The organism is Serratia marcescens subsp. marcescens ATCC 13880 (assembly GCF_017299535.1).
GTDB lineage: Bacteria > Pseudomonadota > Gammaproteobacteria > Enterobacterales > Enterobacteriaceae > Serratia > Serratia marcescens.
This window is the reverse complement of sequence record NZ_CP071238.1, coordinates 1,006,333-1,028,888: the sequence shown is the minus strand read 5'-3', so window position 1 is coordinate 1,028,888 and position 22,556 is coordinate 1,006,333. Positions and strand designations below refer to the sequence as shown.

The window sequence follows — 22,556 nt, the reverse complement described above, 5'->3', positions numbered from 1 at the left end:
TCTCCATTGATGAACGGCGCCCCTTGCGAGGCGGCCCTTGTGCTCAAGGATGAGCAACGCCCTTTTACTGCTTAAAAACGGTATTCCACCCCGCCCTGCACGGTGCGGCCGCGCCCCAGGGTATTGGCCAACGTCTCGCCGTAGCTGACGACATAGGCGCGGTTGGTCAGGTTCTCCACCGAGCCGCGCAGCGTCAGGCTGTCAGTCAGCTTGTAGCTGGCGTACAGATCGAACAGGGTGTACTTCGGCCAGTCGGCCAGGTACGGGTAGTTGGACGGTACCGAGCTGTCCTGATAACCCGGCGCAAAGCGTACGGTCACCCCGGCGTCCAGCTTGCGATCGAAGGCACGCCCGCCCAGCGTCACCGAACCGCGATCGCCCGGCAGGTAGGCGGCGGAGCCGAACTGCGTCCCCCCATCACACGTGACGAAGTCATTGGACGCGGCATCAGGCTCAACATAGAAGTTCCCGCGGCGCGAGCCGTCGCCGTAGCGCAGACGCCCTCCCAACCAGGCCTTGTTCGAGCAGAACTCGTTTTTGCCGATCATGTGGGTGTAGGTCAGGTCGGCGTAGAACACCCCGGCGTCATAGTTGAGCTGATACTCCAGCCCGCGGAAGCGGGTTTTCGACAGATTGTTGACGTAAGCGGCATTGCCGATGCTCGGCTGCACCAGCCCCGGTTTATTGCGGTCTATCGCCAGGTTGATGTAGTTATCCACTTTGGTGTCGAAGTAGGCCACCTTGGCCACCAACCGATCGCCCTCAAACCACAGATCCGGCTGCTGCACGTTGAACCCGACTTCCCAGGCGCGCGAACGCTCGGGCTGCAAGAACGGATTGGGGTATTGCGTGGAAGAACTGTGCGCGCTGCCGTTGGTCAGCGTTTCAGTGATCGCCGGCGGCCGCCAGGATTTGCCGTAGGTGGTATACAGCTCCAGCCACTCCACGCCGGGGCGCACCGCCACCGCCAGCGTCGGCGACAGCTTGCCCTGATCGCGATCCACGTCCCAATCTTCGCGGGTGGTGGTTGAACAGCCGGTCAGACGCAACGCTTTGCAAGGATTGTCAATCGTGTAGCGTTGCCCATCCTTGGCCAAATCCGGATAGCTCAGGCCGGTCTGGCCGCGCAGGCGATAGCGGTCGTAACGCAGCCCGCCTTCCAACGTCAGCCAGCCGTCGTAGTCGTAGGTCAGATTGGCGAACAGGCTGGCTACCGAACGGTTGCCGGCCGGCGTCACCCCTTCCATGCCTTGGCGGGAAGAGTCGCTGGTCGCTTTGTCGTAATAGAACTCCAGCCCGTAATTGGCGCGGAAGTCATGCCCCGGCGCCAGGCTGAAGCGCGAGGTGTTTTGCGCCTGTGCGCCATAGGTACGCAGGCGGGTGCGCGTCGCGTAGCCGTTGTCCAGCAGCGAACTGGTGCTGTAGGTGTCGCTGTCATCCTGAGTATCGACGTAATACAGCTTGGCCTGAAAATCGAGCCAGTCGACGTCTTCCGGCGCCAGGCTGTAGTCGAACGCCGCGTTGCGCGCCATCACATCGGTGTAGCCGGTGCGTTTCCAGCCCAGTTCATAGGGCGGGCGAGTGCCCAGGTTAGTCAAGGTGCCGGCGATCGGCGATGCGGTCTGGGTCTGCAGATAACTCAGCTGCAGGCGCTGGTTGGCGGGCAGATTCCAGCCCACCTTGGCCAGCCGCGAGTGCATGCGGTAATGGGTGTCGGGGATTTTGTTGTTCTTGATGCTCTCGGCGTAGCGATCGTAATTGCCGGTGTCGTTATTGATGCGAATGTTGCCGATGTCGCCCTTGTTGCCGGGCCAATAGTCGCCGAGGTGGCGTTCGCTGGCGGCCAGCAGGATATCGCCGGTTTCGTTGCCCAATGCCAGTATGCCGCTGCCGATGAAGTGAGTGCCGTTATCGCCGGTGCTGGCGTGCAGCTTGCCGCCCAGCTCTTTGCCCGGCGCCAGGAAATCGCTCGCGCTGACGGTATTGAAGGTGGCGATGCCGCCGAGCGTGCCGGCGCTGCCCATGCCGCCGGTGGTGCCCTTGTCGATGGTCACGCCGGACAGCAGTTCGGAATCGATGTACATGGTGCCATTACGCTGGCCATGGCCGCTCTTTTGAAAATTCTGCCGCATGCCGTCGATATTCATGTTCACCCGGCCATAGTCTTGTATGCCGCGGATGTTGACCGACAGTGCAGGATCTTGCTGGCTGACGCTGGAATAGGCTCCCGTAGTCTGCTCCAGAATATCGGCCGCGTGTCGCGCCGGGCGGTTGTCCATCTGTTCGCGGCTGATGACGCTGACCGAGCGCGGTTCGTCGTAAACCCAATCGTTGGCGTTGTTGCCGCCGGCGCCCAGCACCGTCAGGCTGTCCAACGCCAGCGCGCCACCGTCGCCGTTCGCCGTCGGCAGCCGGCTCAATACGATCTGCCCCTGCGGCTGCAGGCGGAAAGCCACCGGATTGCCGCCGATCAAGCGCCGCAGGCCCTGTTCTACGCTCATGCTGCCGTTCAGCGCCGCCGCCTGCATGCCATCGAGTTTCACCTCGTCAAAAAACACCTGCATGCCGGCCTGCTCGGCGAAGCGCAACATGGCGCTCTGCAGCGGCTGCGCCGCAATGTTGAAATTCTTTTGCTGCGCGGCCTGCGCGCTGCTCGCCTCAGCCTGGGCGGCGAGCGCTACCGCCGGCTGAGTCAACATCATCGCCGCCAGCGCGGCGCGTACCGCCGTGGCCAATCGGCCGGCCGGCGTGGTTCCCTTGTGAATAAACATGCGTGTGTGTTCCACCCGAAAGAATGCCAAACCAAGTGATAATGGAAATCAATCTCGTTTAAACATAAGGACGTTCCGGGAGGCAAAAACCCGTAAAGATTTTTTACAGAAAGTGAAAATAGCGGCGAAGCGGGCGTCCCGGCCCGCCTTGGCCGCTCAGTAAAGCAGCGTGATGCCGGGGAGATTCAGTTGGCGGGCGGAGAGTTCCTGACGAATGGCGCCGACGCCGTCGTCGAGTTTATTGAGCGCGAACACGCCGCTGACCGTGCGCGTTCTTAGCGCGGGATTGACCGCCACAATGCGGGTTTCGCGATAGCGGTTGAGCTGCGCGAGCGCCTGCGTCAGCGGTTGGCGGTCGATCACCAGCCAGCCGCGCCGCCAGGCATCATCACCGGCCGTTTGCCGCGTCAGCTGCAGCTGCCCGTTGCGGTAATGCGCCGCCTGGCGTTGCGCGACCACCAGCGAGCGCTCGCCGCGCTCAAGCGTCACCCGCACGCTGTGCTGATGCACGCTGACGTCGACGCCCTGTTCAGTGCGCGCCACGCTGAACTCGGTGCCCAGCGCCTGGGTGACGCCGTTTTTCGCCTCCACCCTGAAAGGGCGACGTTCCGCCCCGCCCAACGGCGCGACGATAAAATAGGCGGCGCCGCTCAGCAGCCGCACCTTGCGCTCGTCTGCGGAATACGCCAGCGCGATCGCGCTGCCGCTGTCCAACGCCACCCGGCTGCCGTCCGGCAACGCAACTTCGCGCACCTCACCGCGAACGGTTTGATAATCGGCCTGCAGGCCGATCCACAGATCCGGCCCGCGATAAACGCCGAATGAAACGGCGAGCGCCACCGCCGCTGCCACCGCCCAGCGGGGCCATCGATGGCGAGATGGCGTTTTCAGCGCCGCCACCTGCGGTTGTAACGCCTGCCGCTGCTCAGGCGGCAGTTGCCCAAGCGTCGTCCATAGCAGGCGAGCCTGACGCAGCGCCGCCGGATGCTGCGGATCGGCGGCCAGCCAGGCGTCCAACGCTCGCCGCCGATCGGCCGGCAGCGCCCCTTCGGCCAGACTCACGGCCCAGGCGGCCGCCTGCTGTCGCGCCTGTGCGGTTAGCGGTTTCATAATGGCATAGACCTCTGTTTTTTCTGGTTATAGGTTAAGACGTCTGAGCGCGGATAAACCCGTAAAAAAATTGCCATTATTGTTCTTCCATCCGCGCCATCAGCCGCTCCAGCGCGCTGGCCAGGTGTTTTTCCACCGTGCTGAGCGACACGCCCAGCTGCGCCGCCACCTGCGCCTGGGTCAGGCCATCGAGCCGGTTAAGGCGGAAAATCTGCTGCGTGCGCGGCGGCATGTCCGCCAGCGCCTGCTGTAACAACTGCAGCAGTTGGCTATCGATCGCCCGTTGTTCAAGCGCCGGTTCACCCGAAGGATACTGCGCCAGAATGTCGTCTTCGACCGCTTCGGTCTGCCGCCGCTGCTGCTGGCGCAGATGGTCGAGCATCAGATTCTTGGCGGTTTTATACAGGTAGGCCTCAATATCGAGAATGTTACCCTGCGGATACTGCTCGGTAAGGCGGGTAAAACTTTCCTGCGCCAAATCCGCGGCCAGCTGAGGGTCGCGCAGTTTGGCGTTCAAATAGGCTTGCAGCGGCCGCATATGGCGCAGAAACAGCGCCTGCAACTCGGAATTGGACATCTCTTTTCCCAGAAGTGAAACACCCAATAGGGGCGATAAAAATCACATAAATGATTATCATTATCAATATTGTTCTGGGAAATATGTGCTACGGCGGGGATAAACAGGAAACCGGCCTGACGCCGGTTTCCGCTGGGCTGCAGGTCAGTGCTCTAGCGCCTCGTCTTCATAGCGGTGCTTGGCGTCGAGCGCTTCCTGCTCGGTTTCATGTTCACTGAGCAGCGTATTCGGCTCAATGTCGTCGGTGCGCACTTCAAAACGGCGCAGATGCAGGTTCGGGTCACCCCGAAACACCTCTACGACGCGGGCGCTCCGCGGATAAGCAGGTTGATCATTTTCGCGCATGCCGTTCTCCCGTGTGTTTCACACAGTAGCAAGTATAGCAGTCGCCCTCATTCCGACACGCGCGAGCCAAGATCGCGATCGCCGGGGGCGCCCGTCAACAGCTCGGTCAATTCGTCGCAGGCGCAAATACGCCCTTCACGCACGGTGAAGTGCGCCAGCACCCGCACGCGGCTGCGGGAACCGTCGCGCTTTTCCACCTCGACCAGATGGTGGGTCAGCACCGCCTCGCCCTGCTCCGCCGCCGCGATCACGCTCAGCGTCATGCGGCGGGTTTGCCGCTTCAGCAGCGCCATATGCTGCTCAAACTGCTCGAAGTTCAGCACCTTGCCATCCACCTGCTGGCGGTAGCCTGCGCTGAAACGGGCGGCGAGCTGCGTCGGCCGATGCTCCGGGCTGGCGATCACCTGCTGCAGCGTATCGAGCACCAGATTCAGCGGGGTAAGTTGAGTCATCACGTTTCTCCGAAATAGGGTGAAAGGCGATCCTATCCCGGCCAGGCGATGGCATAATAACCACATCAAGACTTTCAATAACGTTAAACGGCCAACATGACGCAGATCCGCAGCCAACGCCTTCAGCATGAAAAAAAGCACCTGACGCCCTGGCACCGGCACGAAGGCGGCCAGATCTATCTCTTGACGCGCGGCATGCTGGCAATGGAACTCCCGGGCCGGCAATGGGCGATCACCGGCGGCACGCTGGGCTGGCTGCCGCCGGGATGCGCCCATCAGGCGCTGGCCTGCGGCGACGTGGCGGGCTGGAGTCTGTATCTGCCGAGGGAAAGCGTGCCGGAGATGCCGCCGCTGCCGCAGCTGTTCACAGCCTCTGCGCTGTTGCAGGCCCTGGTGGAGCGCATCGCGCAGTTCCCCGCCGGCCCGCTGAGTGCGCCGCAACGGCGGCTGCTGCAGGTGCTGCTGGACGAAATGCACGCGGCAAGCCGCGCGCCGCTGCAATTGCCGCTGCCGCAGGACGCCCGGTTGCTGAACATCGCCCGTGCGCTGCTGAACGATCCCGCCAGCCTGCGCAGCCAGCGCGACTGGGCCGTTTGGGCCGGGCTCAGCCCGCGCACCCTGAGCCGCCGTTTTCTGCAGGAAACCGGCATCAGCTTCGCGCTGTGGCGCCAGCAGGCGCGGGTGTTGCGTTCACTGGAGGGATTATCACGCGGCAAAGCGGTTGGCGAGGTGGCCGACGCCTGTGGCTATGACAACGTCAGCGCCTATATCGCCGCCTTTCGCCGCCGCTTCGGCGTCACGCCGGGGGCGTACTTTGCGCCGGCTCGGCAAGCGGAATAAGAAAACGGGCGCCCAGCGCCCGAAGAGAAGAAAGGGTTACTTCACCGTCTCACGCGGCAGCACCGCGAGGATTTGTTCCACCACCCGCTGCGGATCGGCGGCGCCGTCCATCACGTAATGCGCGGCCTCCTGATACAACGCTTCGCGCGCGGCCAGCACCTCGCGCATCTCCTCGGCGATCGGCCTGCCGGTGAGCGTCGGGCGCTGCGCATCTTCCGGGTACTCTTCCAACCGCTGCGCCAACACGCTGGCCGGCGCGCGCAGGTAGATAACGGTGCCATGCTGGCGCATAAACAGACGGTTCTCCTCCGCCAGGATCGCGCCGCCGCCGGTGGCAACTATAGTTGACGGCTTGGTCACGGTTTGCAACGCGATGGTCTCGCGGCGGCGGAACCCCAGCCAGCCCTCGCGCTCGACCATTTCCGCTACGCTCATCTGCGCCGCCTGCTGCATAAACAGATCGGTATCGACAAACTGATAGCCCAACGCCAGCGCCAATGCGCTGCCTACCGTGGTCTTGCCGGCTCCGCGAGCGCCTATCATGAACAGGGTTTGTGTCATTACGGGTTGTCCCTTATGCGGTGACTTGAGTGCATTGCATACCAAAATGCCGAGCGGGTGCGATGGCGTGGTGGCAGCATCATACCTTGCCCGCTCTGTATTTCAATATTTACGATAGTGTAAATTCCATGGCACAGCGACTGCCGACGGCAAAGCCGTGCGCCAGATCTTCATCCAGGTGCCGCCGCAGGGCGACCGTGAGCCGCGCATCGTCAAGCGGCCGGAATCCCAGCCGCCGGTAGTAGGGCGCATTCCACGGCACCTCAATGAAGGTGGTAAGCGTCAGGCGGCCGGCCCCCCGCCGTTTGGCCTCTTCCGCCACCGCGCCGATCAGGCGGCGGCCGACGCCCTGCCGTTGCCAGGCACCGGCGACCGATAATTCGGCGATATGCCAGTCTTCCTCCTGAGCCAGCACGGCGATAAAACCGGCGCACTCGCCGTTGTCGCTTTCCGCCAGCCATTCACGGCGCTCGGCGATAAACGCGGCATGCTGCTGCGGGGACATCACCTCGCCTTCGGCGATAAAGCGCCATTCCGGCTGTTGGCGAAACAATTGCGCCGCCGAGCGCTCAACCGCCATCAGATGCGCGATATCCTGCTGCTGCGCCAAACGGATCTGCAGGCTCATGGGTTCTCCTTAACGTTGGGGCGGTTATTTAAGCAAATTTCACCGCCCGTGGCTCAGAAATCGATACTGCCGCGCAGCACCACCTCACGCGGTTCCCCCACCGCCACGCGCAGATTGCCGCCGCTGGACGGATAGTAGGTTTTATCGAACAGGTTCTTCACGTTCAGCTGCCATTTCACCCGATAGCCGTTGATCGGCATGGTGTAAGCGGCGAACGCATCGGCAACGGTGTAGTTATCCAGGTAGAAGCTGTTGGCGGCGTCGCCCGGGCGGCGCCCTACGTAGCGCGCACCGGCGCCGATACGCACCTCATCGCCGCTGTACAGGCCCAGGCTGCCGAGGTTCTGGGTCAGGAACAGCGAGGCGGTATGGCGCGCCACGTTGGTCATCTCTTTCCCCTTGTTGTCCGGATCGTCCACCACGCGGGCGTCGGTATACGCATAGGAACCGATCAGGCTCAGCGAGTCGGTAAGATTACCGGCCACGTCCAGCTCCACGCCCTGCGAACGCACGCGCCCGGCGGTGCGCGTCACGGTTTCGCCCTCCACCAGCTCATTGACCATCACGTTGCGCTTGGTGATGTCGAACAGCGCCAGCGTGCCGGTGACGCCGTTCGGCAGCGCCAGCTTGCCGCCGACTTCCCACGACTTGCCCTGTTCCGGCGGCAGCGAATCAATTTGGGTGGCGATGGAAGAGTTCGGCTTGAACGACTCGGTATAGCTGCTGTACAGCGACACGTAAGGCGTCAGCTTGTAGACCACACCGGCGCGCGGCACCAGCTTGCCGTCCGAGCTGTCGGTGTTGGTCTGGAACGGCCGCCCCTTGCCGGCATAGACGTCGAAAGCGTCGTAACGCAGCCCGCCCATCACCAGCCATTTATCGGTCAGTTGGATGGAGTCCTGCATAAACCAGCCGTAGCTGGTGAGATTTTCCCGCTGGTCGCTGTCTTTGGCGCTGACCGCGGTCGACGGCGGCATCAGGCCGTATACCGGATGATAGATATTGAAATCGCTGTTCTTTTTACCGCGGATCATGTCGCCGCGGTAGGTACGGTTATCTTCAAAATCAAAGCCGAACAGCATCTGGTGGTTGATGCTGCCCCAGTCCACGTCGCCATTGAGCGTCAGCTGCACCGCGTTGGCGTGGCTGACGGCATGGGCGGTCGAGTCGGCCTGGCGGCTCAATGCGCCGCTCTCCGGGTTCAGCGCCGTAGCGCGCGCCTGGTTGTCGCTGTAGCTGTTGCGGCTGTAGGCGTAGGTCAGCGAGCTTTTCCAGCGCTCATTGAGCGTTTGATCGATCTGCAGAGTGACGCTGTCCTGATCGCCGCGGGTGGCGTTATAGGCTTCGTCGAAACGGCGATCGCGCGGCGTATTCACCGGTTTGCCGGTGCGCGAATCGATAATGGTGCCGCGATCGAACGGCACCAGATATTCCATATGTTCATAGGCCAATCGCACGGTGGTGTTCTCGCCGTACCACATCAGCGAGGGCGCGATCACCGTCTGGCGATTGCGGCCAAAGTTGCGCCAGTAGTCGGTTTCATCGTGATCGACGATCATCCGATAGGCAAATCCCGACGTGCCGAGCGGCCCGGTAACGTCAAGCTGGCCGCCGCCGCCGTTGAAGCTGCTGCCCCAACCTTCCACGTGGGTGTGCTGCTGCAGCTGGGGTTTTTTGGTGATCATATTGATCATCCCGCCCGGCTCGCCCATGCCGTACAGCATCGAGGCAGGCCCCTTAAGCACCTCCACCCGCTCGGTGGTCGGCGTAAAGTTGCGCGCCTGCACCGAACGCACGCCGTCGCGCAGAATGGAGCCGTCGCGGTTGTCGCCGAAGCCGCGTTTCATTACCGCGTCCTGGGTGCCCCCCAGCGTGTTGGCCTGGGTAATGCCGCTGACGTTGTACAGCGCTTCGTCCAGGCTGCTGACCGCCTGATCGGCAATCACCTGTTGCGGCACCACGTCGATCGCTTGCGGCACGTTCAGCAGGTTGGTTTCGCTGCGGGTGCCGGTGACGCTGGTCAACGGCTGATAGCTCTGCACGCCGTCGGCGTCTTTGCGGCCGACCACCACCAGGTTCTCTTCCTGCGGCGCGGCTTTTTCCGCCGCCCACGCCGGCGATGTCGCGCAGGCCGTCAAAGGCAATGCGCACCACCAGCCGCGCTTGTTGTTATTCATTATCTAACTGACTCCAATAGGTCCCTGAAAAAGGTAACGGCAAAAACTGCTGATACAGCTGTTGGAAGGTCTGCTGCGGGTTGATGTCGGCGAACAGATCCGGGTAAAACGCTTTGGCGAACATCTCGACCAGCACGACATGGTACGGGCTGAGGTAAAAATTGTGCCAGACGCTCCAGGCGCGGTGGTTTTTCACCGCCTGCAGGTTGGTCAGCATCGGCTGTTTGGCAATCAGCCGACGGAAGCTGTCGGCGGCCTCCTGTGGGCTGACCTGCGGCCCGAGGCGCAGATCGGACAGCCGTTTGCCCTGCGGGCCAGCCATGCCGGTGGCGAGGTACACGTCAGGATTGGCGCTCAGAATGGTTTCCGGGTTCAGTTCGCCATACACCCCTTTGACGCTGGCGTTGGCGATGTTGTCGCCGCCGGCGAAGGTCAGCAGATCGCCGAGATTGCCGTGCGCGGCGGTGGTGCAGCAGGTGTCGCGCCGCCCCAGATGCAGGTGCAGCATCACTTTGGGCTTCGGCCCCTGATAGCCCGCCAGCCGTTGCTGAACCACCGCCATATGCTGCTGATAAAACGTGATGAATTGCTCGGCGCGCTGCTGGCGGTTGAGCACTTCGCCCAGCAGCCGCACGCTCGGCACGGTGTTGTTCAGCAGATCGATGCGCAAATCGACGTAGATCACCGCCACGCCGGCCTTGCTCAGTGCGGAAACCAGCCGCTCGTTGTCGCCGTCTTCACGCGCGTAGCGCGCCAGGATCACCAGATCCGGCTTCAGCTGCAGCAGGCTTTCGATGTTGACCTGGCGAAAGTTATTGCCGCTGATGACGGGGATCTGGGCTATCTGGGGAAACTTCTGCGTATAAAGCTGCCAGCTTTGCGCATCAAAGCGCGCCAGATCCGCCGGCCAGCCGATGATGCGCTGCGCCGGGTTGCCCGGCTCCAGCAGCGCCAGCGTATACAGCATGCGGCTCTCCCCCACCACGATGCGCTGCGGGTTGTCCGGCACCGCGACCTGGCGGCCGGTGATATCGGTCACCGTCTTCGCCTGGGCGGAGAACACGCCGAACCACAGGGAAAGCAGCAGTAAAATGAGGGAATTGCGCATGATTGAGCCGAAACGGGGGAAATAGTGTGCGCATGATAATCACTCTCATTAGCACTTGCAATCCCACGCCGCGATTGCCAAAAGAAATCCGGGAAACGGTGCCGGGCACGCGGTGAAACACCGTGAAACCGCTAAAATAGCGGCTTTAAAAAGTTAAAAAAATGGCGGAAAAATCGGTTAAATAGGAGGGGGAAACAGCAAAAAACCGGGAGACCGCCATGACTCAACGCATCATTCCGCTGTCGGAGTGCCCGCAGTTTGCCGATGTGTGCGCCGCCTGGGCTTTCGGCCAATGGGGCTCACAGCGCGGCGGTTCGCTGGCGCGCACCCAGCTGCGTTTCGCCCAATGCAGCCGGCCAAGCGACGATCACCTGACGCTGATGATGATCGACGGCGATCGTCCGGTGGGCATGGCCAGCCTGTGGCCCAGCGACGACCATCAGCGCCAGGATCTCACCCCGTGGCTGGCCGGCGTCTTCGTGCATCCCGATCACCGCCGCAAGGGCATCGCCCACCGTCTTGAAATGGCCATCGTCGAGGCGGCGCGGCAGCGCCATCACTCGGTTCTGCATCTCATCACCGACAAATCGGAAGCGTTGTACGCCGGCTGGGGTTGGCAACCTCTGGAGCGCCGGCGGCAGCATGACGAAGAGGTGGTGGTGATGGAGAAAAAACTGTAGCTAACGCGGCGTACAGACATACACCAGCGCCGGCGGGAAGTTGCGCACCACCCGCAGGCGCCTCCAGTGAAAATAGCGCGACAGCAATTTTTCCGACAGGTGGCTGTATTGGAACAGCACCAGCGTGCCGTTGCGCGCCAGCAGCCGCTGCCGGGCCTGCTGAAGAATGCGCACGCTGATCCTGACCGGGATCGACAGCAGCGGCAGGCAGGAAAACACCACGTCGTAATCCGTGGCCATCCGGGTCGCCGAATGGCCCATCACCTGCAGCCGCCGATCGTCTATCCCGCGCAGCCGATGCACGAAATGGGGCTGGATTTCGAAAGCCTCCAGCGCCGCATCGGCGCGCATCCGCCCCAAAATGCGTTTGGTCAACACCCCGTCGGCCGCGCCCAGTTCCGCGATCGACAGCGCCCGGGTCCATTCAATCTGGTTCAGCATCGCCTGACACAGCCACGGAGAAGAAGGTGCCAGCGTACCGACGGTGCGCGGTGAAGCCATAAATTGCTGCAGGTAAGCGAAGTGATTCATCAGTTGCAGCCGGGTCGCATTTAACATTGAGGCCTCCTTGGGTTAAGCCCTCAATGTGAGCCGAATTTCTTAAGTAATCATTAACATGATTCCGAAAGCGGCAGACACAGTTGTAATAAAATGCAACCTCATCAGCGGCACGCAAAGAAAAACGGCCGTAATAATGACCTGAAAATAAGTCGTTTATACACCGACTACCCAGATAATTATTACGACCGTTTATTTTATTGACCGTGTTGCCACGGCCAAAGCGTAAAAAAGCCGATGCTTAGCGATAAATTTCCGCATTGCCGCGCCAGTTGCTGGAATCCCCGGGGGTGTCCAGACCGATAATGCGATAATGGCTGGCGCCGTCCGCCGCGGCTTTTTCTTTAAGGGCGGTGATGGCATCATGCGGTGAGCCGCTAATGCCGGAAACCGACACGACGCCGATGCTTTGCAGATTGGCGGCCTGCTCGCTGTTGACCTGTTTCACCGACGACAGCGGCGCGGCGAAAGTGGAGAAGGAAGCGGCGGCGATCAATACGGCTGCGATGCTTGGGATGAGTTTCATGATTGACTCCAGGTGTTCTTGTTTATTAGCTCGTTGTCAGTGATGTTAATTATCCGCCAGCCAATGAAAACGGACGTCATGCAACGTAAAGAACATCAATCATTGTGAGGAGAATAAGGAGGAAGTAAGAGCGGGTGTGTATTTTCAGGCGAGAGTGGCTTTATAGGCTTCACCTTACCCCTATTTGATGAACAATTAAAGACAGGGTGAAAGAAAGAGCGCGCGCCGCGTCTATTTAAGATTTTTTACCCGCCGGAGCGCGCTGAGCTACGCTGATTTTGTGGCTTACCCTTTTAAGGAAGAACGCTTATGTCGCAAAACCTGCTGCGCGTGCGTGACGGTCAGGGCGCTTCGGTGTCATTTTCCGAGCTGCTGTTCGATCTGATCTACGTTTTCGCCGTGACCCAACTCTCCCACTATCTGTTGCATCACCTGACGCTGACCGGCGCGCTGGAAACCCTGCTGCTGTGGTTCGCCGTCTGGCTGGCCTGGCAATACACCGCCTGGGTCACCAACTGGTTCAATCCGGATACCCGTCAGATCCGCCTGCTGCTGTTCGCGATCATGCTGCTGGGGCTGTTCGCCGCCGCCGCGCTGCCACAGGCGTTTGGCGAGCGCGGCCTGATCTTCGCGTTGTTCTATGTCGCCATTCAGGTCGGCCGCTCTGTCACGGTGCTGCGCCTGCTGGCGCCTGGTCACCCGTTGAAACAGAACTTTCGCCGCATCCTCGGCTGGCTGTGCATCTCCGCCGTCTTCTGGATCGCCGGTGGGCTGGAGGAAGGCAACGCCCGCCTGGCGCTGTGGGCGATCGCCGTCTTGTGCGAATACGTCTCGCCGATGTTCGGCTTCCGTCTGCCGGTGCTGGGGCGCTCGGACAGCAGCAGCGAATGGACCATCGAAGGCCACCATCTGGCGGAGCGCTGCCAGCTGTTCGTTATCGTGGCGCTGGGGGAAACCATTCTGATCACCGGCGCCACCCTGAGCGAGATGGAAAGCTGGAGTCTGCCGGTGCTCATCGCCTCGCTGGTGGCCTTTCTCGGCAGCCTGGCGATGTGGTGGGTTTACTTCGACACCAGCAGCAAAGCAGGCAGCCACGCCATCAGCCAGGCGGAAAACCCCGGCCAGCTGGGCGCTTATTTCCACTACGTGCACGTCGCGCTGGTGGGTGCCATCATCGTCTGCGCCGTGGCCAACGAGCTGGTGATCGCCCACCCCGACGGCCGCATCCAACACGCCACGGCGGCGGTGCTGCTGCTCGGCCCGGCGATTTACCTGTTCGCCAACGCGCTGTATAAACGGCTGGTGTATCGCCGCTTCCCGCTGTCGCACCTGGTCGGGCTGCTGGCGCTGGCGGTATTGGCCCCCGCCGCCTATTTAACCGATCTGCTGATGGTCAATGGTCTGACGACGCTGATCATGGTGGTGGTGGCGGTGTGGGAGAGCATCTCGCGCGGCAGAGCGCCGCAGCGGCACGCGGAAGCCTGAAGCGAACGGGGGCGCTGCCGCCCCCTCTCGATCACTTCAAGGGTTGCGGCAAGGTGAGCACCCAGAGCTCGCTCAGCGACTCCGGCTGCTCCAGAGGGCGCAATTCGATACGGGCGTCGGTCTTGTCGCCGTCGAGGCTCAACCGCCCTTCTTTCTCCAACTGGTAGTCGCCGATTTTTTTGCTCTTTGGCGACGCATCCACCAGCTTCGCCTGCAAGCCGAAATCGTTGTCATTGATCACCGCCAGCGTGCGATCGTCGATCAGCGCCAACCCTTCCGCTTTCTCCTGGCGCCAACCCAACTGACGCAGATCCGCCACTTCCCGTTTCTGCGCCAGCTTCACGCCGCGTTTAGCCAGATCTTTCGCATCATCGAACTCCAACGCTTTACCCTGGCCGTCAAACGCGCTCAGATCGCTGGCCTGTGCGAGATCCACCAGATAGATCTTGTTGATCATCGTCTTATCTTTACCGGTTCCCTGTTCAATCAACAGGATGCGCTGGTTGTCCAACGCCACGACATCGCCAATCTTGGCGTCTTTGGCTTTTTTATAGCGGTCGATATCGATGGGATAGCCATACATCGCAGTTTTGCCACTGCGCGGATCGAAGCTCACCAGCCGGGTAAACTGCGCCTTGTTTTTGCTTTTGCCGTCGACATCCAGCGTGCTCTGCACCGCCGCCAGAATGCGCCCATCCGGCATCCGAGTCAGCCCTTCAAAACCGCGGTTAGGCTGGCGCCACTTCAGGATGTTCGGCAAACCGCTCGCCACCGCCTGCTCGCCGGCCTGCGGCGTTGGGCCATATTTGGCGAGAATTTTACCTTTGCCGTCGACATGGATCAGAAACGGGCCATACTCGTCACACAGCCAATAGCCGCCGTTGCCGTCACCGATGATGCCTTCGGTATCCAACCCGCGGCGATCGCCGGACAGCGGTTGCAGCGCGTCGTTCAACGCCACTTCGTTCGTGGAACCAATCAGCTCGCTCGGCAGCGGCAGCCCGCTAATCGGCCCTTTTTCGTCATGCAAGGGCCGCGCATTCTCGGCCACGGCCTTGCCGCCGCCGATACGAATATCCATCAACAGAGGCGTGAATTGCGGATTGGCGAAAATCTTGGCTTCTTGCTTGCCCACCGCAGGGGCATCAGCATTCGGGCCGCGATCGGTCAGCGTCGTCAGCACCAGATCGTCGCCCTGCTTGCGATTGAACGACAGCCCTGAGCCGATCCCCACCGGCAGCCCCTGCGGGAAATGCTTGGCAAACGCCCCCTGATAGGCGACGCGCTCCCCGCCGGGGAAGCCGACCACATAACGCGCCACCTCAATATCTGCAGCGTAGGTGAATACAGGAAACAGCGAAGCCAACAGCAGGGAGAGCGATTTTATTCTCATGTTTTTACCCGAGGTTGAATGAAGCGTTATCAGGCAGAAGAAGATATTAATTTAGCATGACACTTAGATGACAACAGGCGCTGCGTCAAATGTAAAACAAGCAATAAGGTTGGCTGGCAAATAGAAATTAGCAATTAACCTGAGCGTATTGAATGGAGAAAACCGCTGGAAAAAACCGCCCGAAAATAGCCCGCCATTTTGCTTAGGGTAAATTCTTATAGCAAAGATAAAAAAATCGGCAAACGCGCGTCGGCACGGGGAAAAACGGTGTTTTTCTCATAGACAAAATAAAATACCAGGGATTTAATACCGCCGTTATTCAAGGTGCATTAAGAAAATTCTATAGAATATCTGCATGAACTCAAAAAGCTGTTCTATAGTTTTTAGTGCTAACGCCCGTTAGTCTATTCCGCAGGATGGAATCTATGTCAAAGCGACTTTTTGCTGAATTTTTTGGCACATTTTGGTTGGTGTTTGGTGGTTGTGGTAGCGCAGTATTGGCAGCGGCATTCCCACAGCTGGGTATTGGTTTCCTCGGCGTCGCGCTCGCTTTCGGTTTGACCGTGGTGACGATGGCCTATGCCGTCGGCCATATTTCCGGCGGGCATTTTAACCCGGCGGTCACCGTCGGCTTATTCGCCGGCGGCCGTTTCGCGGCGAAAGACGTAATTCCTTACGTTATCGCTCAGGTCATCGGCGGTATCGCCGCAGCGGCGGTGCTGTATTTGATCGCCAGCGGCAAAGCCGGTTTCGACGCCACCGCAGGCGGCTTCGCTTCCAACGGTTACGGCGAACACTCACCGGGCGGTTATTCTCTGCAAGCCGCGATCGTGATTGAGCTGGTGCTGACGGCCTTCTTCCTGATCGTTATTCACGGCGTGACCGACAAGCGCGCACCGGCAGGCTTTGCCCCGCTGGCGATCGGCCTGACGCTGACGCTGATCCACCTGATCAGCATCCCGGTGACCAACACCTCCGTCAACCCGGCGCGCAGCACCGGCGTAGCGATCTTCCAGGGCACCTGGGCGCTGCAGCAGCTGTGGGTGTTCTGGCTGGTGCCGCTGGTCGGCGGCATTATCGGCGGCCTGATCTACCGCTGCCTGCTGGAAGACAAAAAATAAGCGTATCGCAGTCGATCGCGTTTCACGGGGCAGCCTTCATCGGCTGCCCCGTTGCTTTCAGCCCTTCGTCACTGCAAACATCATGATATCGCTGGTAAAGGAGCCGTCCGGCTGAATCGCGAAATGCGCCGCCACCTCCTGCGACACGCTTTGCTGCAGCGCGCGGATCGCGGTAACGAAATGCGCCGGCGTGCGCATGCGCGCCACCCAGCTGCCGAACTCCAGCATCAAGCGATCCGACGTCACCTCACGCACCACCAACCCGGCTTCGGTCAATAACGTCAGCCACTCGCCCGGCGCATAATTGCGCACGTGCGAGGTGTCGCGCAGCACTTCCACGGTTTGCAGGTAGATATCCAGCAGCGGATGCCCCGGCGAGACCACGTCCATAAAGATCGCTCTGCCGCCCGGTTTGAGTACCCGCCTGACCTCGCGCAGCGCCTGGCCGACGTCGTGCCAGTGGTGCGCCGAATAGCGGCTGATGACCAGATCGAAGCTGGCGTCTTCAAACGGTAAAGACTCGGCCACGCCCTGCTGCAGCTGAATGTTATTCAGGCCTTTTTCCGCCGCCGCCTGCTTCACCACCGCCAACATTTGCGCCGACAGATCGTAGGCCACCACCTGCGCCACCTTGGCCGCCGCCGTGAAGCTGGCGTGCCCGGCGCCGCAGCCCAGATCGAGCAGGCGCGCGTCGGCGTGCGGCTCCAGTAACTGTGCAAGGCGTTGCAAATCCTTGCCCTGCGCGTGTACCGCGCTGGTTAAGTAGGCATTGGCCTGCTCGCCGAACTGCCGGTCTACCGCGTTTTTATGGCTGTTGCTGATGCTCATGTTTGCTCCCGTTATTATCCGGCTTGCGCCTGTGCCTGAAGGCTTTTGGCTACTATAATCAGGCTACTATACGGGTACAATATGAGCAGTTATCCTGGTATAAATAGGTACCACGCTATGTCATCAGAAGCCTTATCCGGGCCAAAGGCCCTCGGCGCGTTCCTGCGGGCGCACCGCGAACGCATCACGCCGGAAATGCTCGGCCTGCCCAGCTCCTCGCGCCGTCGCACCAGCGGCCTGCGGCGCGAAGAGCTGGCGCAAATCAGCGGCATCAGCGCCACCTGGTATACCTGGATCGAACAGGGCCGCGAGGTATCCATTTCCCCCTATACGCTGGCACGCATCGCCAAGGCGCTGCGGCTCGGCCCGGCCGAACGCCACTACCTGTTTACCCTCGCGCGCGTCGCCGACCCCGAGCAGGAAACACACCGCGAAACCGCCAACGACGCGGTGCTGCAAAGCGTGCACCAGATGACGGTGCCCTGCTACCTGCTGGACGTGACCTGGAACGTCGTCGCCTGGAACCCGCAGGCGGCGGCGCTGTTCAGCGGCTGGCTGGATGTGGCCAACAGCCCCAATCTGCTGCACTTCATGTTCTTCCACCCGTTGGCGAAAACGCTGGTCAGCGATTGGGAGGAACGCGCTCGCCGCGTGGTGGCCGAGTTTCGCGCCGAGACCAGCCATCATCAAAATACCGAAGAGATGCGCGCCTTCGTGCGCAACATGACGCACAACAGCGCGGACTTTAATCACTGGTGGAAGCAACATGACGTCATGGCGCGCGAAGGCGGCGAAAGAGCGTTCGAGCATTCTCGGCAAGGCGCACTGCGCTATCGCCAACTGACCTTCCACCCGGCAGAACACGCCGGTCTGAAGCTGGTGATGCTGATCCCGCTGCCGCAATTGGTAACAAATTCATAGGCAAGTTTACCCGCCATTTATTTATTGGTTCATGTAAACGCGCTAGGGTGATTAATACCGATGATAATGATCATCCAGCACCGTTATTTATCTCCTGAGGTACTCCTATGCAATCCGAAGAACAACGCCTTATCGATGGTCTGTTTGGCCGCCTGAAAGACGCCGAGACCAAGACGGGCCCACGGGATCTCCAGGCAGAGCAGCAAATCAACCAGCATATTCGCGAGCAGCCTTCCGCCCCTTATTACATGGCGCAGGCGATGATTATTCAGGAGGCGGCGCTCAAGCAGATGGATCAGCGGGTCAAAGAGCTGGAGGCTCAGGTGGCACAGCTGCAGCAAACCGCCAACGGCCAGCAGAGCAGCGGCGGCTTCCTGGCCGGTCTGTTCGGCGGCGGCAGCCGCACGCCAAGCCCGCGCGAACAGTATCAGGCACAGCAGCAAAATACGGCGGCCTGGAACAACGCGCAGCAGGGGGGCTACACGCAACAGCAGCAGCCTGCCTATGCCCAACCGCAGCAGGCGGCGCCTTCACGCGCCGGCGGCTTCCTGGGAGGCGCCTTGCAAACGGCGGCGGGCGTCGCTGGCGGCGTGGTGTTGGCCGACATGCTGACCGGCATGTTCCGCCATTCGCAACCACAGGAAATCGTAAATATTATCGAGGAAACCCCGGCGCCGCTGGACGACAGCGCAATGCGCAATTTCGACGCCTCCAACAACCTCGATACCTTCAACAACGGCGATGGTGGCAGCTTCCTGAACCAGGACAACGGCTTCCAGAACGCCAGCTATCAGGACGACACGGATTACGCCGACGACGATTACAGCGACGACGACGACTCCTTCCTGCAATTCCCTTCGCCCCCTCTCACCTGCAGAGGGGGATTTCCCGTTTCACCAATCTGGTCTACAGTGAACACTGTTCATTTATCCAGCCGGGAGAAACGATGATGAGCCTTACTCCTTCAGACCCTTTTTTCAGCGAACGCCTGCAGATGCGCCCGCCAGTGATGGCGGATCTCGAACGTTTCTACGCCATCTTCGGCGATCCGCAAACCCAGCGTTTCAATCCCGCCGGCCCGCTCACCAGCGAAGCGCAGGCCGCCTCGGCGCTGCAAGAGAGGATTTCCGGGTGGCAACAACACGGTTACGGTTCCTGGGCGATCGCCCTGCGCGAACGGCCGGATTGGATTATCGGCTTTGGCGGATTGTCCTGGAAACCGCTCGGCGCGCAGCGCACCGTGAACCTCGGCTATCGATTCGATACACGCGTCTGGGGCATGGGGTTGGCCACCGAGATGGCGCGGGCTTCGCTGCAATATGGTTTTGTCGGATTGGCGATGGAGGAAATTTCCGCCATTGTGCGAGCGGAGAATCAGGCGTCGTGGCGAGTGCTGGAAAAGATCGGCATGCGGCGGGTGGATACGCTGGATGACGTGCCCGGCGCGGCGCCGAGCCTGGTGTACACACTAAAGCGCGGCGACTATCAGGGCTGATCGTCGCTGATTTTGGCCAATGCCATGCGATAAGATTTGACCTTCTGACGCTTCTTTAGCCAGGTAGTGGTCGACACGATGAACACCGCGCCCGACATCGCCAACACGCCGGTCGGGTGGCCGTAAAACACCATCAAGGCAAAGTACACGGCGGAAACGATCGCCACCCATTTCGCCGTATTGCCCATGTCGTTTTTCTCCTGGGTCAAACGGCGAATGCGCTCTTCTTCACTGATTCCCATACGCGCTCCTTGTTGGTTGAACGTTCCATTATATGGAGTTGGAGTGCTGATATTTCAAGCGATTGGATGGTAAAGAAGCGTAAAGCTCAGGCCGGCGGCTCCCGCCGCCGAGACAGATAGCGCCCGGGCTGATCGGCGCCCGGCAGGCCGCTGCCGTCGTTGCGGCCAAACAGCCGGTAGCGATTGCCGGCGACCGCATCATAGACCTTGTCCGCCAGTCGCGGCGGCAGGTAACGCGCCAGCGCCAGCGCGCGGTACGGCCATCCCACTTGGCGCAGCGCCTGAAACAACGCCGCCGAACGTAGCCAACAGCGCCCCTGCTCAACATAGACCACGGAATCGAATCGATCGGTCGGCAATCCCAGCGCCTGCAGGATCGCCTGCCCTTCGACGGATTGCACCGTCGCCAACAGAATGCGCCGCTGCCGATCGGCGCGAATAAGGTATCTCACCAGCCCGTGACACAGATTGCATTCGCCGTCGAACAACAGCGCGCGATCGCCGGGCTGGAGATAAGGCAGCTGTGATAAAGGGGTCATCCCGCCTCCCGAGAACAGCTCTCCTTAGCCTAACGCACCTGGCGCCCCCAGGCCAGGACGGGATGACAGGGCTCGTTAAGGCGCAGGCGGCGCGTCAGGCACGGCCACCACCGCGACGCGCACTTCGTAATGTTTCGCGCTGCCCGCCGGGATCACCGCCGTCAGTTTGTTGATGGTTTCCACCGGATTGTCGCTGGCCGAGGTGGCGCAGAACAGCTCGCCGCCGTGGCAGAATCCCGGCTTGGGCGGGTGCCCGCCCGGGAAAGGCGGCATGCGCATCGGCGCATCCATCAAAGGCGGCAACGCGTTGGCCGCAGGCTTCTCAGGCGCCGACATCGCGCTCGCGCTGAACAATAGCGCCATGCCCATGCAGGGCAGCGCCAGGATCTTGATTGCTTGTTTCATTAAATTAGCCTCATTTGCCGGGTTCGGGATTACGCTACCCCGCCCCCGGCCCATGAGAAAGCCGCTTTTCGCTACCTTTTCGCCTCACTGCGTTTTGCTTACATCCCACGTCTAACGTGATGAAAGGCGAAAGGTTGGGTAAAGGGTCGTCGCGTTACTTACCGCTCGTCAGCGTGTTATAGCTGGTCATCAGGTTGCGGTAGTCCGGGATATGGTTGGAGAACAGCGTGCCCAGCCCTTCGATATCGTTGCGCCAGTCACGGTGCAGCTCGCAGGCGACGCCGAACCAGGTCATCAGCTGCGCGCCGGCGGCTTCCATGCGGCTCCAGGCCGACTGACGCGTCAGCTCATTGAAGGTGCCGGAGGCGTCGGTCACCACAAAGACCTCGAAACCTTCATTGAGCGCCGACAGCGCCGGGAATGCCACGCACACTTCGGTCACTACGCCGGCGATGATCAGCTGCTTGCGGCCGGTGGCTTTTACCGCTTTGACGAAGTCATCGTTGTCCCAGGCGTTGATCTGGCCGGGGCGCGGAATAAAGGGAGCATCGGGAAATTGGGCTTTCAGTTCCGGCACCAGCGGGCCATTGGGGCCGTTTTCGAAACTGGTGGTGAGAATGGTCGGCAGGTTGAAGTACTTCGCTAAATCACCCAGCGCCAGCACGTTGTTTTTAAACCGATCGGGATCGATATCACGCACCAGCGAAAGCAGCCCTGCCTGATGATCCACCAGCAATACGGCGGCCTGGTCTTTGTCGAGGCGCTTGTAGTTTGCAGTCATGGTTTTACTCCTGTGGGGTTGATGTTGCGGATGAAACGCCCCGCCTTGCGGCGGGGCGTTGAGGTTTAAGTGTAGCGCCTGAGCCGGGAAACACGGCCCGCCCCAGGCGCCAAAGTTCAACCGGCGCTCGCTTCGGCGTTCATGCTGCCGAACTTGCCGCTGTTGAAATCGCGGAACGCCTGCTGGATTTCCGCGTCGCTGTTCATGACGAACGGGCCGTAGCCGACGATAGGCTCATCGATCGGTTCGCCGCTCAGCACCAGCAGCGCGACGTCGTTGTTGGCTTCGATGGTGATCGAATCCCCCGCCCGGTCGAAACGCACCATTTGGGTTTCACGCACCACGTCTTCGCCGTTGACCAGGATCGCGCCGTGCAGCATCACCAGCGCCAGCGTATGGCCTTCTTTCACCGTCAGCGTGGTGGTATGGCCGGCATTCAGCTTCATGTCCCACACGTTGAGCGGGCTGAAAGTGCGTGCCGGGCCGGCGTGGCCGCCAAAATCACCGGCGATCACCCGCACCTGCCCTGCGCCGTCCGCCAGCGGAACCACCGGAATATCGGCGTTCAACAGCGTCTGGTAACCCGGCTCGGCCATTTTGTCCTTGGCCGGCAGGTTGACCCACAGCTGCACCATTTCCATGGTGCCGCCCTTGCGCGAGAAGTCCCGCGAATGGAACTCTTCGTGCAGGATGCCGGAGGCGGCGGTCATCCACTGGACGTCGCCGGGGCCAATCACCCCGCCGCTGCCGGTCGAGTCGCGGTGTTCCACTTCGCCCTGATAGACGATGGTCACCGTTTCAAACCCGCGATGCGGGTGCTGACCCACGCCACGGGTGCCGGAGGCGGAGCGGAATTTGGTTGGCGCCGCGTGATCCAGCAGCAGGAACGGGCTCATTTCCGCCCCCAAATCGTTATAAGAGAACAGCGAATTCACCAGGAAACCGTTACCGACCCAATGTGCTTCCGGGCTGTTGTGAATACCGAGGATTTTTTTCATCTTGAACTCCCGTTT

General features: G+C 61.0%; 24 protein-coding genes and 1 pseudogene. 7 read left to right on the top strand and 18 right to left on the bottom strand.

Annotated features, from left to right (window positions below; translation table 11 throughout):
• Nucleotides 1-71: 71 nt before the first annotated feature.
• The 5 genes from J0F90_RS04800 to J0F90_RS04780 form a co-directional block, all read right to left on the bottom strand.
• On the bottom strand, nucleotides 72-2,771 hold the full coding sequence (locus tag J0F90_RS04800; RefSeq protein ID WP_033641168.1) for a TonB-dependent receptor: 2,700 nt from the start codon (nucleotides 2,769-2,771) through the stop codon (nucleotides 72-74).
• A 156-nt stretch (nucleotides 2,772-2,927) separates the two neighbouring features.
• Nucleotides 2,928-3,881, bottom strand: a complete 954-nt coding sequence (locus tag J0F90_RS04795; RefSeq protein ID WP_033641169.1) for a FecR family protein — start codon at nucleotides 3,879-3,881, stop codon at nucleotides 2,928-2,930.
• Between the two features lie 76 nt (nucleotides 3,882-3,957).
• Nucleotides 3,958-4,458, bottom strand: coding sequence for an RNA polymerase sigma factor (locus tag J0F90_RS04790; RefSeq protein ID WP_025301723.1), 501 nt, complete (start codon nucleotides 4,456-4,458; stop codon nucleotides 3,958-3,960).
• 144 nt (nucleotides 4,459-4,602) lie between these two features.
• Nucleotides 4,603-4,803, bottom strand: a complete 201-nt coding sequence (locus J0F90_RS04785; RefSeq protein WP_015376810.1) for a YaiA family protein — start codon at nucleotides 4,801-4,803, stop codon at nucleotides 4,603-4,605.
• A 47-nt stretch (nucleotides 4,804-4,850) separates the two neighbouring features.
• Nucleotides 4,851-5,255 carry a nuclear transport factor 2 family protein gene (locus J0F90_RS04780; protein WP_033641170.1) on the bottom strand — a complete coding sequence of 135 codons (405 nt, stop codon included), beginning with the start codon at nucleotides 5,253-5,255 and terminating at the stop codon, nucleotides 4,851-4,853.
• A gap of 96 nt (nucleotides 5,256-5,351) precedes the next feature.
• Between J0F90_RS04780 and J0F90_RS04775 the strand changes: the two genes are divergently transcribed.
• Nucleotides 5,352-6,095: a helix-turn-helix domain-containing protein gene (locus J0F90_RS04775; protein ID WP_033641171.1), complete on the top strand. Its 744-nt coding sequence runs from the start codon at nucleotides 5,352-5,354 to the stop codon at nucleotides 6,093-6,095.
• 36 nt (nucleotides 6,096-6,131) lie between these two features.
• Here J0F90_RS04775 and aroL read toward each other — a convergent pair whose 3' ends face one another.
• The 4 genes from aroL to J0F90_RS04755 all read right to left on the bottom strand — a co-directional run bounded on the left by aroL (nucleotide 6,132) and on the right by J0F90_RS04755 (nucleotide 10,569).
• Entirely contained in the window at nucleotides 6,132-6,656 is a 525-nt protein-coding gene (gene aroL, locus J0F90_RS04770; protein WP_033641172.1) for a shikimate kinase AroL, read from the bottom strand.
• A 109-nt stretch (nucleotides 6,657-6,765) separates the two neighbouring features.
• On the bottom strand, nucleotides 6,766-7,284 hold the full coding sequence (locus J0F90_RS04765) for a GNAT family N-acetyltransferase (protein WP_033641173.1): 519 nt from the start codon (nucleotides 7,282-7,284) through the stop codon (nucleotides 6,766-6,768).
• Between the two features lie 53 nt (nucleotides 7,285-7,337).
• Nucleotides 7,338-9,461 carry a TonB-dependent siderophore receptor gene (locus J0F90_RS04760; RefSeq protein ID WP_033641174.1) on the bottom strand — a complete coding sequence of 708 codons (2,124 nt, stop codon included), beginning with the start codon at nucleotides 9,459-9,461 and terminating at the stop codon, nucleotides 7,338-7,340.
• Nucleotides 9,454-10,569, bottom strand: coding sequence for an ABC transporter substrate-binding protein (locus J0F90_RS04755; protein ID WP_033641175.1), 1,116 nt, complete (start codon nucleotides 10,567-10,569; stop codon nucleotides 9,454-9,456). The genes J0F90_RS04760 and J0F90_RS04755 overlap by 8 nt, the downstream gene beginning before the upstream one ends.
• 218 nt (nucleotides 10,570-10,787) lie before the next feature.
• Here J0F90_RS04755 and J0F90_RS04750 point away from each other — a divergent pair, with 218 nt between their 5' ends.
• Nucleotides 10,788-11,249, top strand: a complete 462-nt coding sequence (locus J0F90_RS04750; protein ID WP_021504707.1) for a GNAT family N-acetyltransferase — start codon at nucleotides 10,788-10,790, stop codon at nucleotides 11,247-11,249.
• Here the strand turns inward: J0F90_RS04750 and J0F90_RS04745 are convergent, their stop codons facing one another.
• Nucleotides 11,250-11,807, bottom strand: a complete 558-nt coding sequence (locus J0F90_RS04745) for a class I SAM-dependent methyltransferase (RefSeq protein ID WP_016928909.1) — start codon at nucleotides 11,805-11,807, stop codon at nucleotides 11,250-11,252.
• Between the two features lie 241 nt (nucleotides 11,808-12,048).
• The gene (locus J0F90_RS04740) at nucleotides 12,049-12,333 is read right to left on the bottom strand and encodes a YdgH/BhsA/McbA-like domain containing protein (protein ID WP_004940519.1); all 285 of its coding nucleotides are present in this window, start codon (nucleotides 12,331-12,333) and stop codon (nucleotides 12,049-12,051) included.
• A 309-nt stretch (nucleotides 12,334-12,642) separates the two neighbouring features.
• On the opposite strand from J0F90_RS04740, the gene J0F90_RS04735 reads away from it, so the two are divergent.
• Nucleotides 12,643-13,818, top strand: a complete 1,176-nt coding sequence (locus tag J0F90_RS04735; protein WP_033641176.1) for a low temperature requirement protein A — start codon at nucleotides 12,643-12,645, stop codon at nucleotides 13,816-13,818.
• Nucleotides 13,819-13,849: 31 nt separating this feature from the next.
• Here the strand turns inward: J0F90_RS04735 and J0F90_RS04730 are convergent, their stop codons facing one another.
• The gene (locus J0F90_RS04730; protein WP_033641177.1) at nucleotides 13,850-15,211 is read right to left on the bottom strand and encodes an esterase-like activity of phytase family protein; all 1,362 of its coding nucleotides are present in this window, start codon (nucleotides 15,209-15,211) and stop codon (nucleotides 13,850-13,852) included.
• Nucleotides 15,212-15,636: 425 nt separating this feature from the next.
• Here J0F90_RS04730 and aqpZ point away from each other — a divergent pair, with 425 nt between their 5' ends.
• Nucleotides 15,637-16,332 carry an aquaporin Z gene (aqpZ, locus tag J0F90_RS04725; RefSeq protein ID WP_004940529.1) on the top strand — a complete coding sequence of 232 codons (696 nt, stop codon included), beginning with the start codon at nucleotides 15,637-15,639 and terminating at the stop codon, nucleotides 16,330-16,332.
• Nucleotides 16,333-16,389: 57 nt separating this feature from the next.
• Here the strand turns inward: aqpZ and J0F90_RS04720 are convergent, their stop codons facing one another.
• Complete coding sequence (locus J0F90_RS04720; protein ID WP_033641178.1) at nucleotides 16,390-17,160, bottom strand: class I SAM-dependent methyltransferase; 771 nt, start codon at nucleotides 17,158-17,160, stop codon at nucleotides 16,390-16,392.
• A gap of 117 nt (nucleotides 17,161-17,277) precedes the next feature.
• Here J0F90_RS04720 and J0F90_RS04715 point away from each other — a divergent pair, with 117 nt between their 5' ends.
• From J0F90_RS04715 to J0F90_RS04705, 3 genes and pseudogenes are all read left to right on the top strand, one after another.
• Complete coding sequence (locus J0F90_RS04715; protein ID WP_033641179.1) at nucleotides 17,278-18,081, top strand: helix-turn-helix transcriptional regulator; 804 nt, start codon at nucleotides 17,278-17,280, stop codon at nucleotides 18,079-18,081.
• A 107-nt stretch (nucleotides 18,082-18,188) separates the two neighbouring features.
• A pseudogene (locus J0F90_RS04710) lies at nucleotides 18,189-18,929 on the top strand (DUF2076 domain-containing protein); the annotation flags it as partial.
• Between the two features lie 98 nt (nucleotides 18,930-19,027).
• Nucleotides 19,028-19,576 carry a GNAT family N-acetyltransferase gene (locus J0F90_RS04705; protein ID WP_033641180.1) on the top strand — a complete coding sequence of 183 codons (549 nt, stop codon included), beginning with the start codon at nucleotides 19,028-19,030 and terminating at the stop codon, nucleotides 19,574-19,576.
• Here J0F90_RS04705 and J0F90_RS04700 read toward each other — a convergent pair.
• The 5 genes from J0F90_RS04700 to J0F90_RS04680 all read right to left on the bottom strand — a co-directional run bounded on the left by J0F90_RS04700 (nucleotide 19,567) and on the right by J0F90_RS04680 (nucleotide 22,541).
• Nucleotides 19,567-19,818, bottom strand: coding sequence for a hypothetical protein (locus J0F90_RS04700; protein ID WP_016928917.1), 252 nt, complete (start codon nucleotides 19,816-19,818; stop codon nucleotides 19,567-19,569). The genes J0F90_RS04705 and J0F90_RS04700 overlap by 10 nt on opposite strands.
• Nucleotides 19,819-19,904: 86 nt before the next feature.
• On the bottom strand, nucleotides 19,905-20,357 hold the full coding sequence (locus tag J0F90_RS04695; RefSeq protein ID WP_033641181.1) for a thiol-disulfide oxidoreductase DCC family protein: 453 nt from the start codon (nucleotides 20,355-20,357) through the stop codon (nucleotides 19,905-19,907).
• A 75-nt stretch (nucleotides 20,358-20,432) separates the two neighbouring features.
• Complete coding sequence (locus J0F90_RS04690; RefSeq protein ID WP_015376796.1) at nucleotides 20,433-20,762, bottom strand: hypothetical protein; 330 nt, start codon at nucleotides 20,760-20,762, stop codon at nucleotides 20,433-20,435.
• 154 nt (nucleotides 20,763-20,916) lie between these two features.
• The gene (gene ycaC, locus J0F90_RS04685; RefSeq protein ID WP_033641182.1) at nucleotides 20,917-21,543 is read right to left on the bottom strand and encodes an isochorismate family cysteine hydrolase YcaC; all 627 of its coding nucleotides are present in this window, start codon (nucleotides 21,541-21,543) and stop codon (nucleotides 20,917-20,919) included.
• Nucleotides 21,544-21,659: 116 nt separating this feature from the next.
• Nucleotides 21,660-22,541, bottom strand: a complete 882-nt coding sequence (locus J0F90_RS04680; RefSeq protein WP_016928920.1) for a pirin family protein — start codon at nucleotides 22,539-22,541, stop codon at nucleotides 21,660-21,662.
• Nucleotides 22,542-22,556 lie beyond the last annotated feature (15 nt).

Coding starts and splice junctions, on each gene's coding strand:
- J0F90_RS04795 (WP_033641169.1), bottom strand. CDS start 3,881: ATGAAACCGCTAACCGCACAGGCGCGACAGCAGGCGGCCGCCTGGGCC.
- J0F90_RS04760 (WP_033641174.1), bottom strand. CDS start 9,461: ATGAATAACAACAAGCGCGGCTGGTGGTGCGCATTGCCTTTGACGGCC.
- J0F90_RS04720 (WP_033641178.1), bottom strand. CDS start 17,160: ATGAGCATCAGCAACAGCCATAAAAACGCGGTAGACCGGCAGTTCGGC.
- J0F90_RS04695 (WP_033641181.1), bottom strand. CDS start 20,357: ATGACCCCTTTATCACAGCTGCCTTATCTCCAGCCCGGCGATCGCGCG.
- J0F90_RS04690 (WP_015376796.1), bottom strand. CDS start 20,762: ATGAAACAAGCAATCAAGATCCTGGCGCTGCCCTGCATGGGCATGGCG.
- J0F90_RS04750 (WP_021504707.1), top strand. CDS start 10,788: ATGACTCAACGCATCATTCCGCTGTCGGAGTGCCCGCAGTTTGCCGAT.
- aroL (WP_033641172.1), bottom strand. CDS start 6,656: ATGACACAAACCCTGTTCATGATAGGCGCTCGCGGAGCCGGCAAGACC.
- J0F90_RS04745 (WP_016928909.1), bottom strand. CDS start 11,807: ATGTTAAATGCGACCCGGCTGCAACTGATGAATCACTTCGCTTACCTG.
- J0F90_RS04785 (WP_015376810.1), bottom strand. CDS start 4,803: ATGCGCGAAAATGATCAACCTGCTTATCCGCGGAGCGCCCGCGTCGTA.
- aqpZ (WP_004940529.1), top strand. CDS start 15,637: ATGTCAAAGCGACTTTTTGCTGAATTTTTTGGCACATTTTGGTTGGTG.
- J0F90_RS04775 (WP_033641171.1), top strand. CDS start 5,352: ATGACGCAGATCCGCAGCCAACGCCTTCAGCATGAAAAAAAGCACCTG.
- J0F90_RS04700 (WP_016928917.1), bottom strand. CDS start 19,818: ATGGGAATCAGTGAAGAAGAGCGCATTCGCCGTTTGACCCAGGAGAAA.
- J0F90_RS04730 (WP_033641177.1), bottom strand. CDS start 15,211: ATGAGAATAAAATCGCTCTCCCTGCTGTTGGCTTCGCTGTTTCCTGTA.
- J0F90_RS04735 (WP_033641176.1), top strand. CDS start 12,643: ATGTCGCAAAACCTGCTGCGCGTGCGTGACGGTCAGGGCGCTTCGGTG.
- J0F90_RS04790 (WP_025301723.1), bottom strand. CDS start 4,458: ATGTCCAATTCCGAGTTGCAGGCGCTGTTTCTGCGCCATATGCGGCCG.
- J0F90_RS04715 (WP_033641179.1), top strand. CDS start 17,278: ATGTCATCAGAAGCCTTATCCGGGCCAAAGGCCCTCGGCGCGTTCCTG.
- ycaC (WP_033641182.1), bottom strand. CDS start 21,543: ATGACTGCAAACTACAAGCGCCTCGACAAAGACCAGGCCGCCGTATTG.
- J0F90_RS04780 (WP_033641170.1), bottom strand. CDS start 5,255: ATGACTCAACTTACCCCGCTGAATCTGGTGCTCGATACGCTGCAGCAG.
- J0F90_RS04705 (WP_033641180.1), top strand. CDS start 19,028: ATGATGAGCCTTACTCCTTCAGACCCTTTTTTCAGCGAACGCCTGCAG.
- J0F90_RS04800 (WP_033641168.1), bottom strand. CDS start 2,771: ATGTTTATTCACAAGGGAACCACGCCGGCCGGCCGATTGGCCACGGCG.
- J0F90_RS04740 (WP_004940519.1), bottom strand. CDS start 12,333: ATGAAACTCATCCCAAGCATCGCAGCCGTATTGATCGCCGCCGCTTCC.
- J0F90_RS04755 (WP_033641175.1), bottom strand. CDS start 10,569: ATGCGCAATTCCCTCATTTTACTGCTGCTTTCCCTGTGGTTCGGCGTG.
- J0F90_RS04765 (WP_033641173.1), bottom strand. CDS start 7,284: ATGAGCCTGCAGATCCGTTTGGCGCAGCAGCAGGATATCGCGCATCTG.
- J0F90_RS04680 (WP_016928920.1), bottom strand. CDS start 22,541: ATGAAAAAAATCCTCGGTATTCACAACAGCCCGGAAGCACATTGGGTC.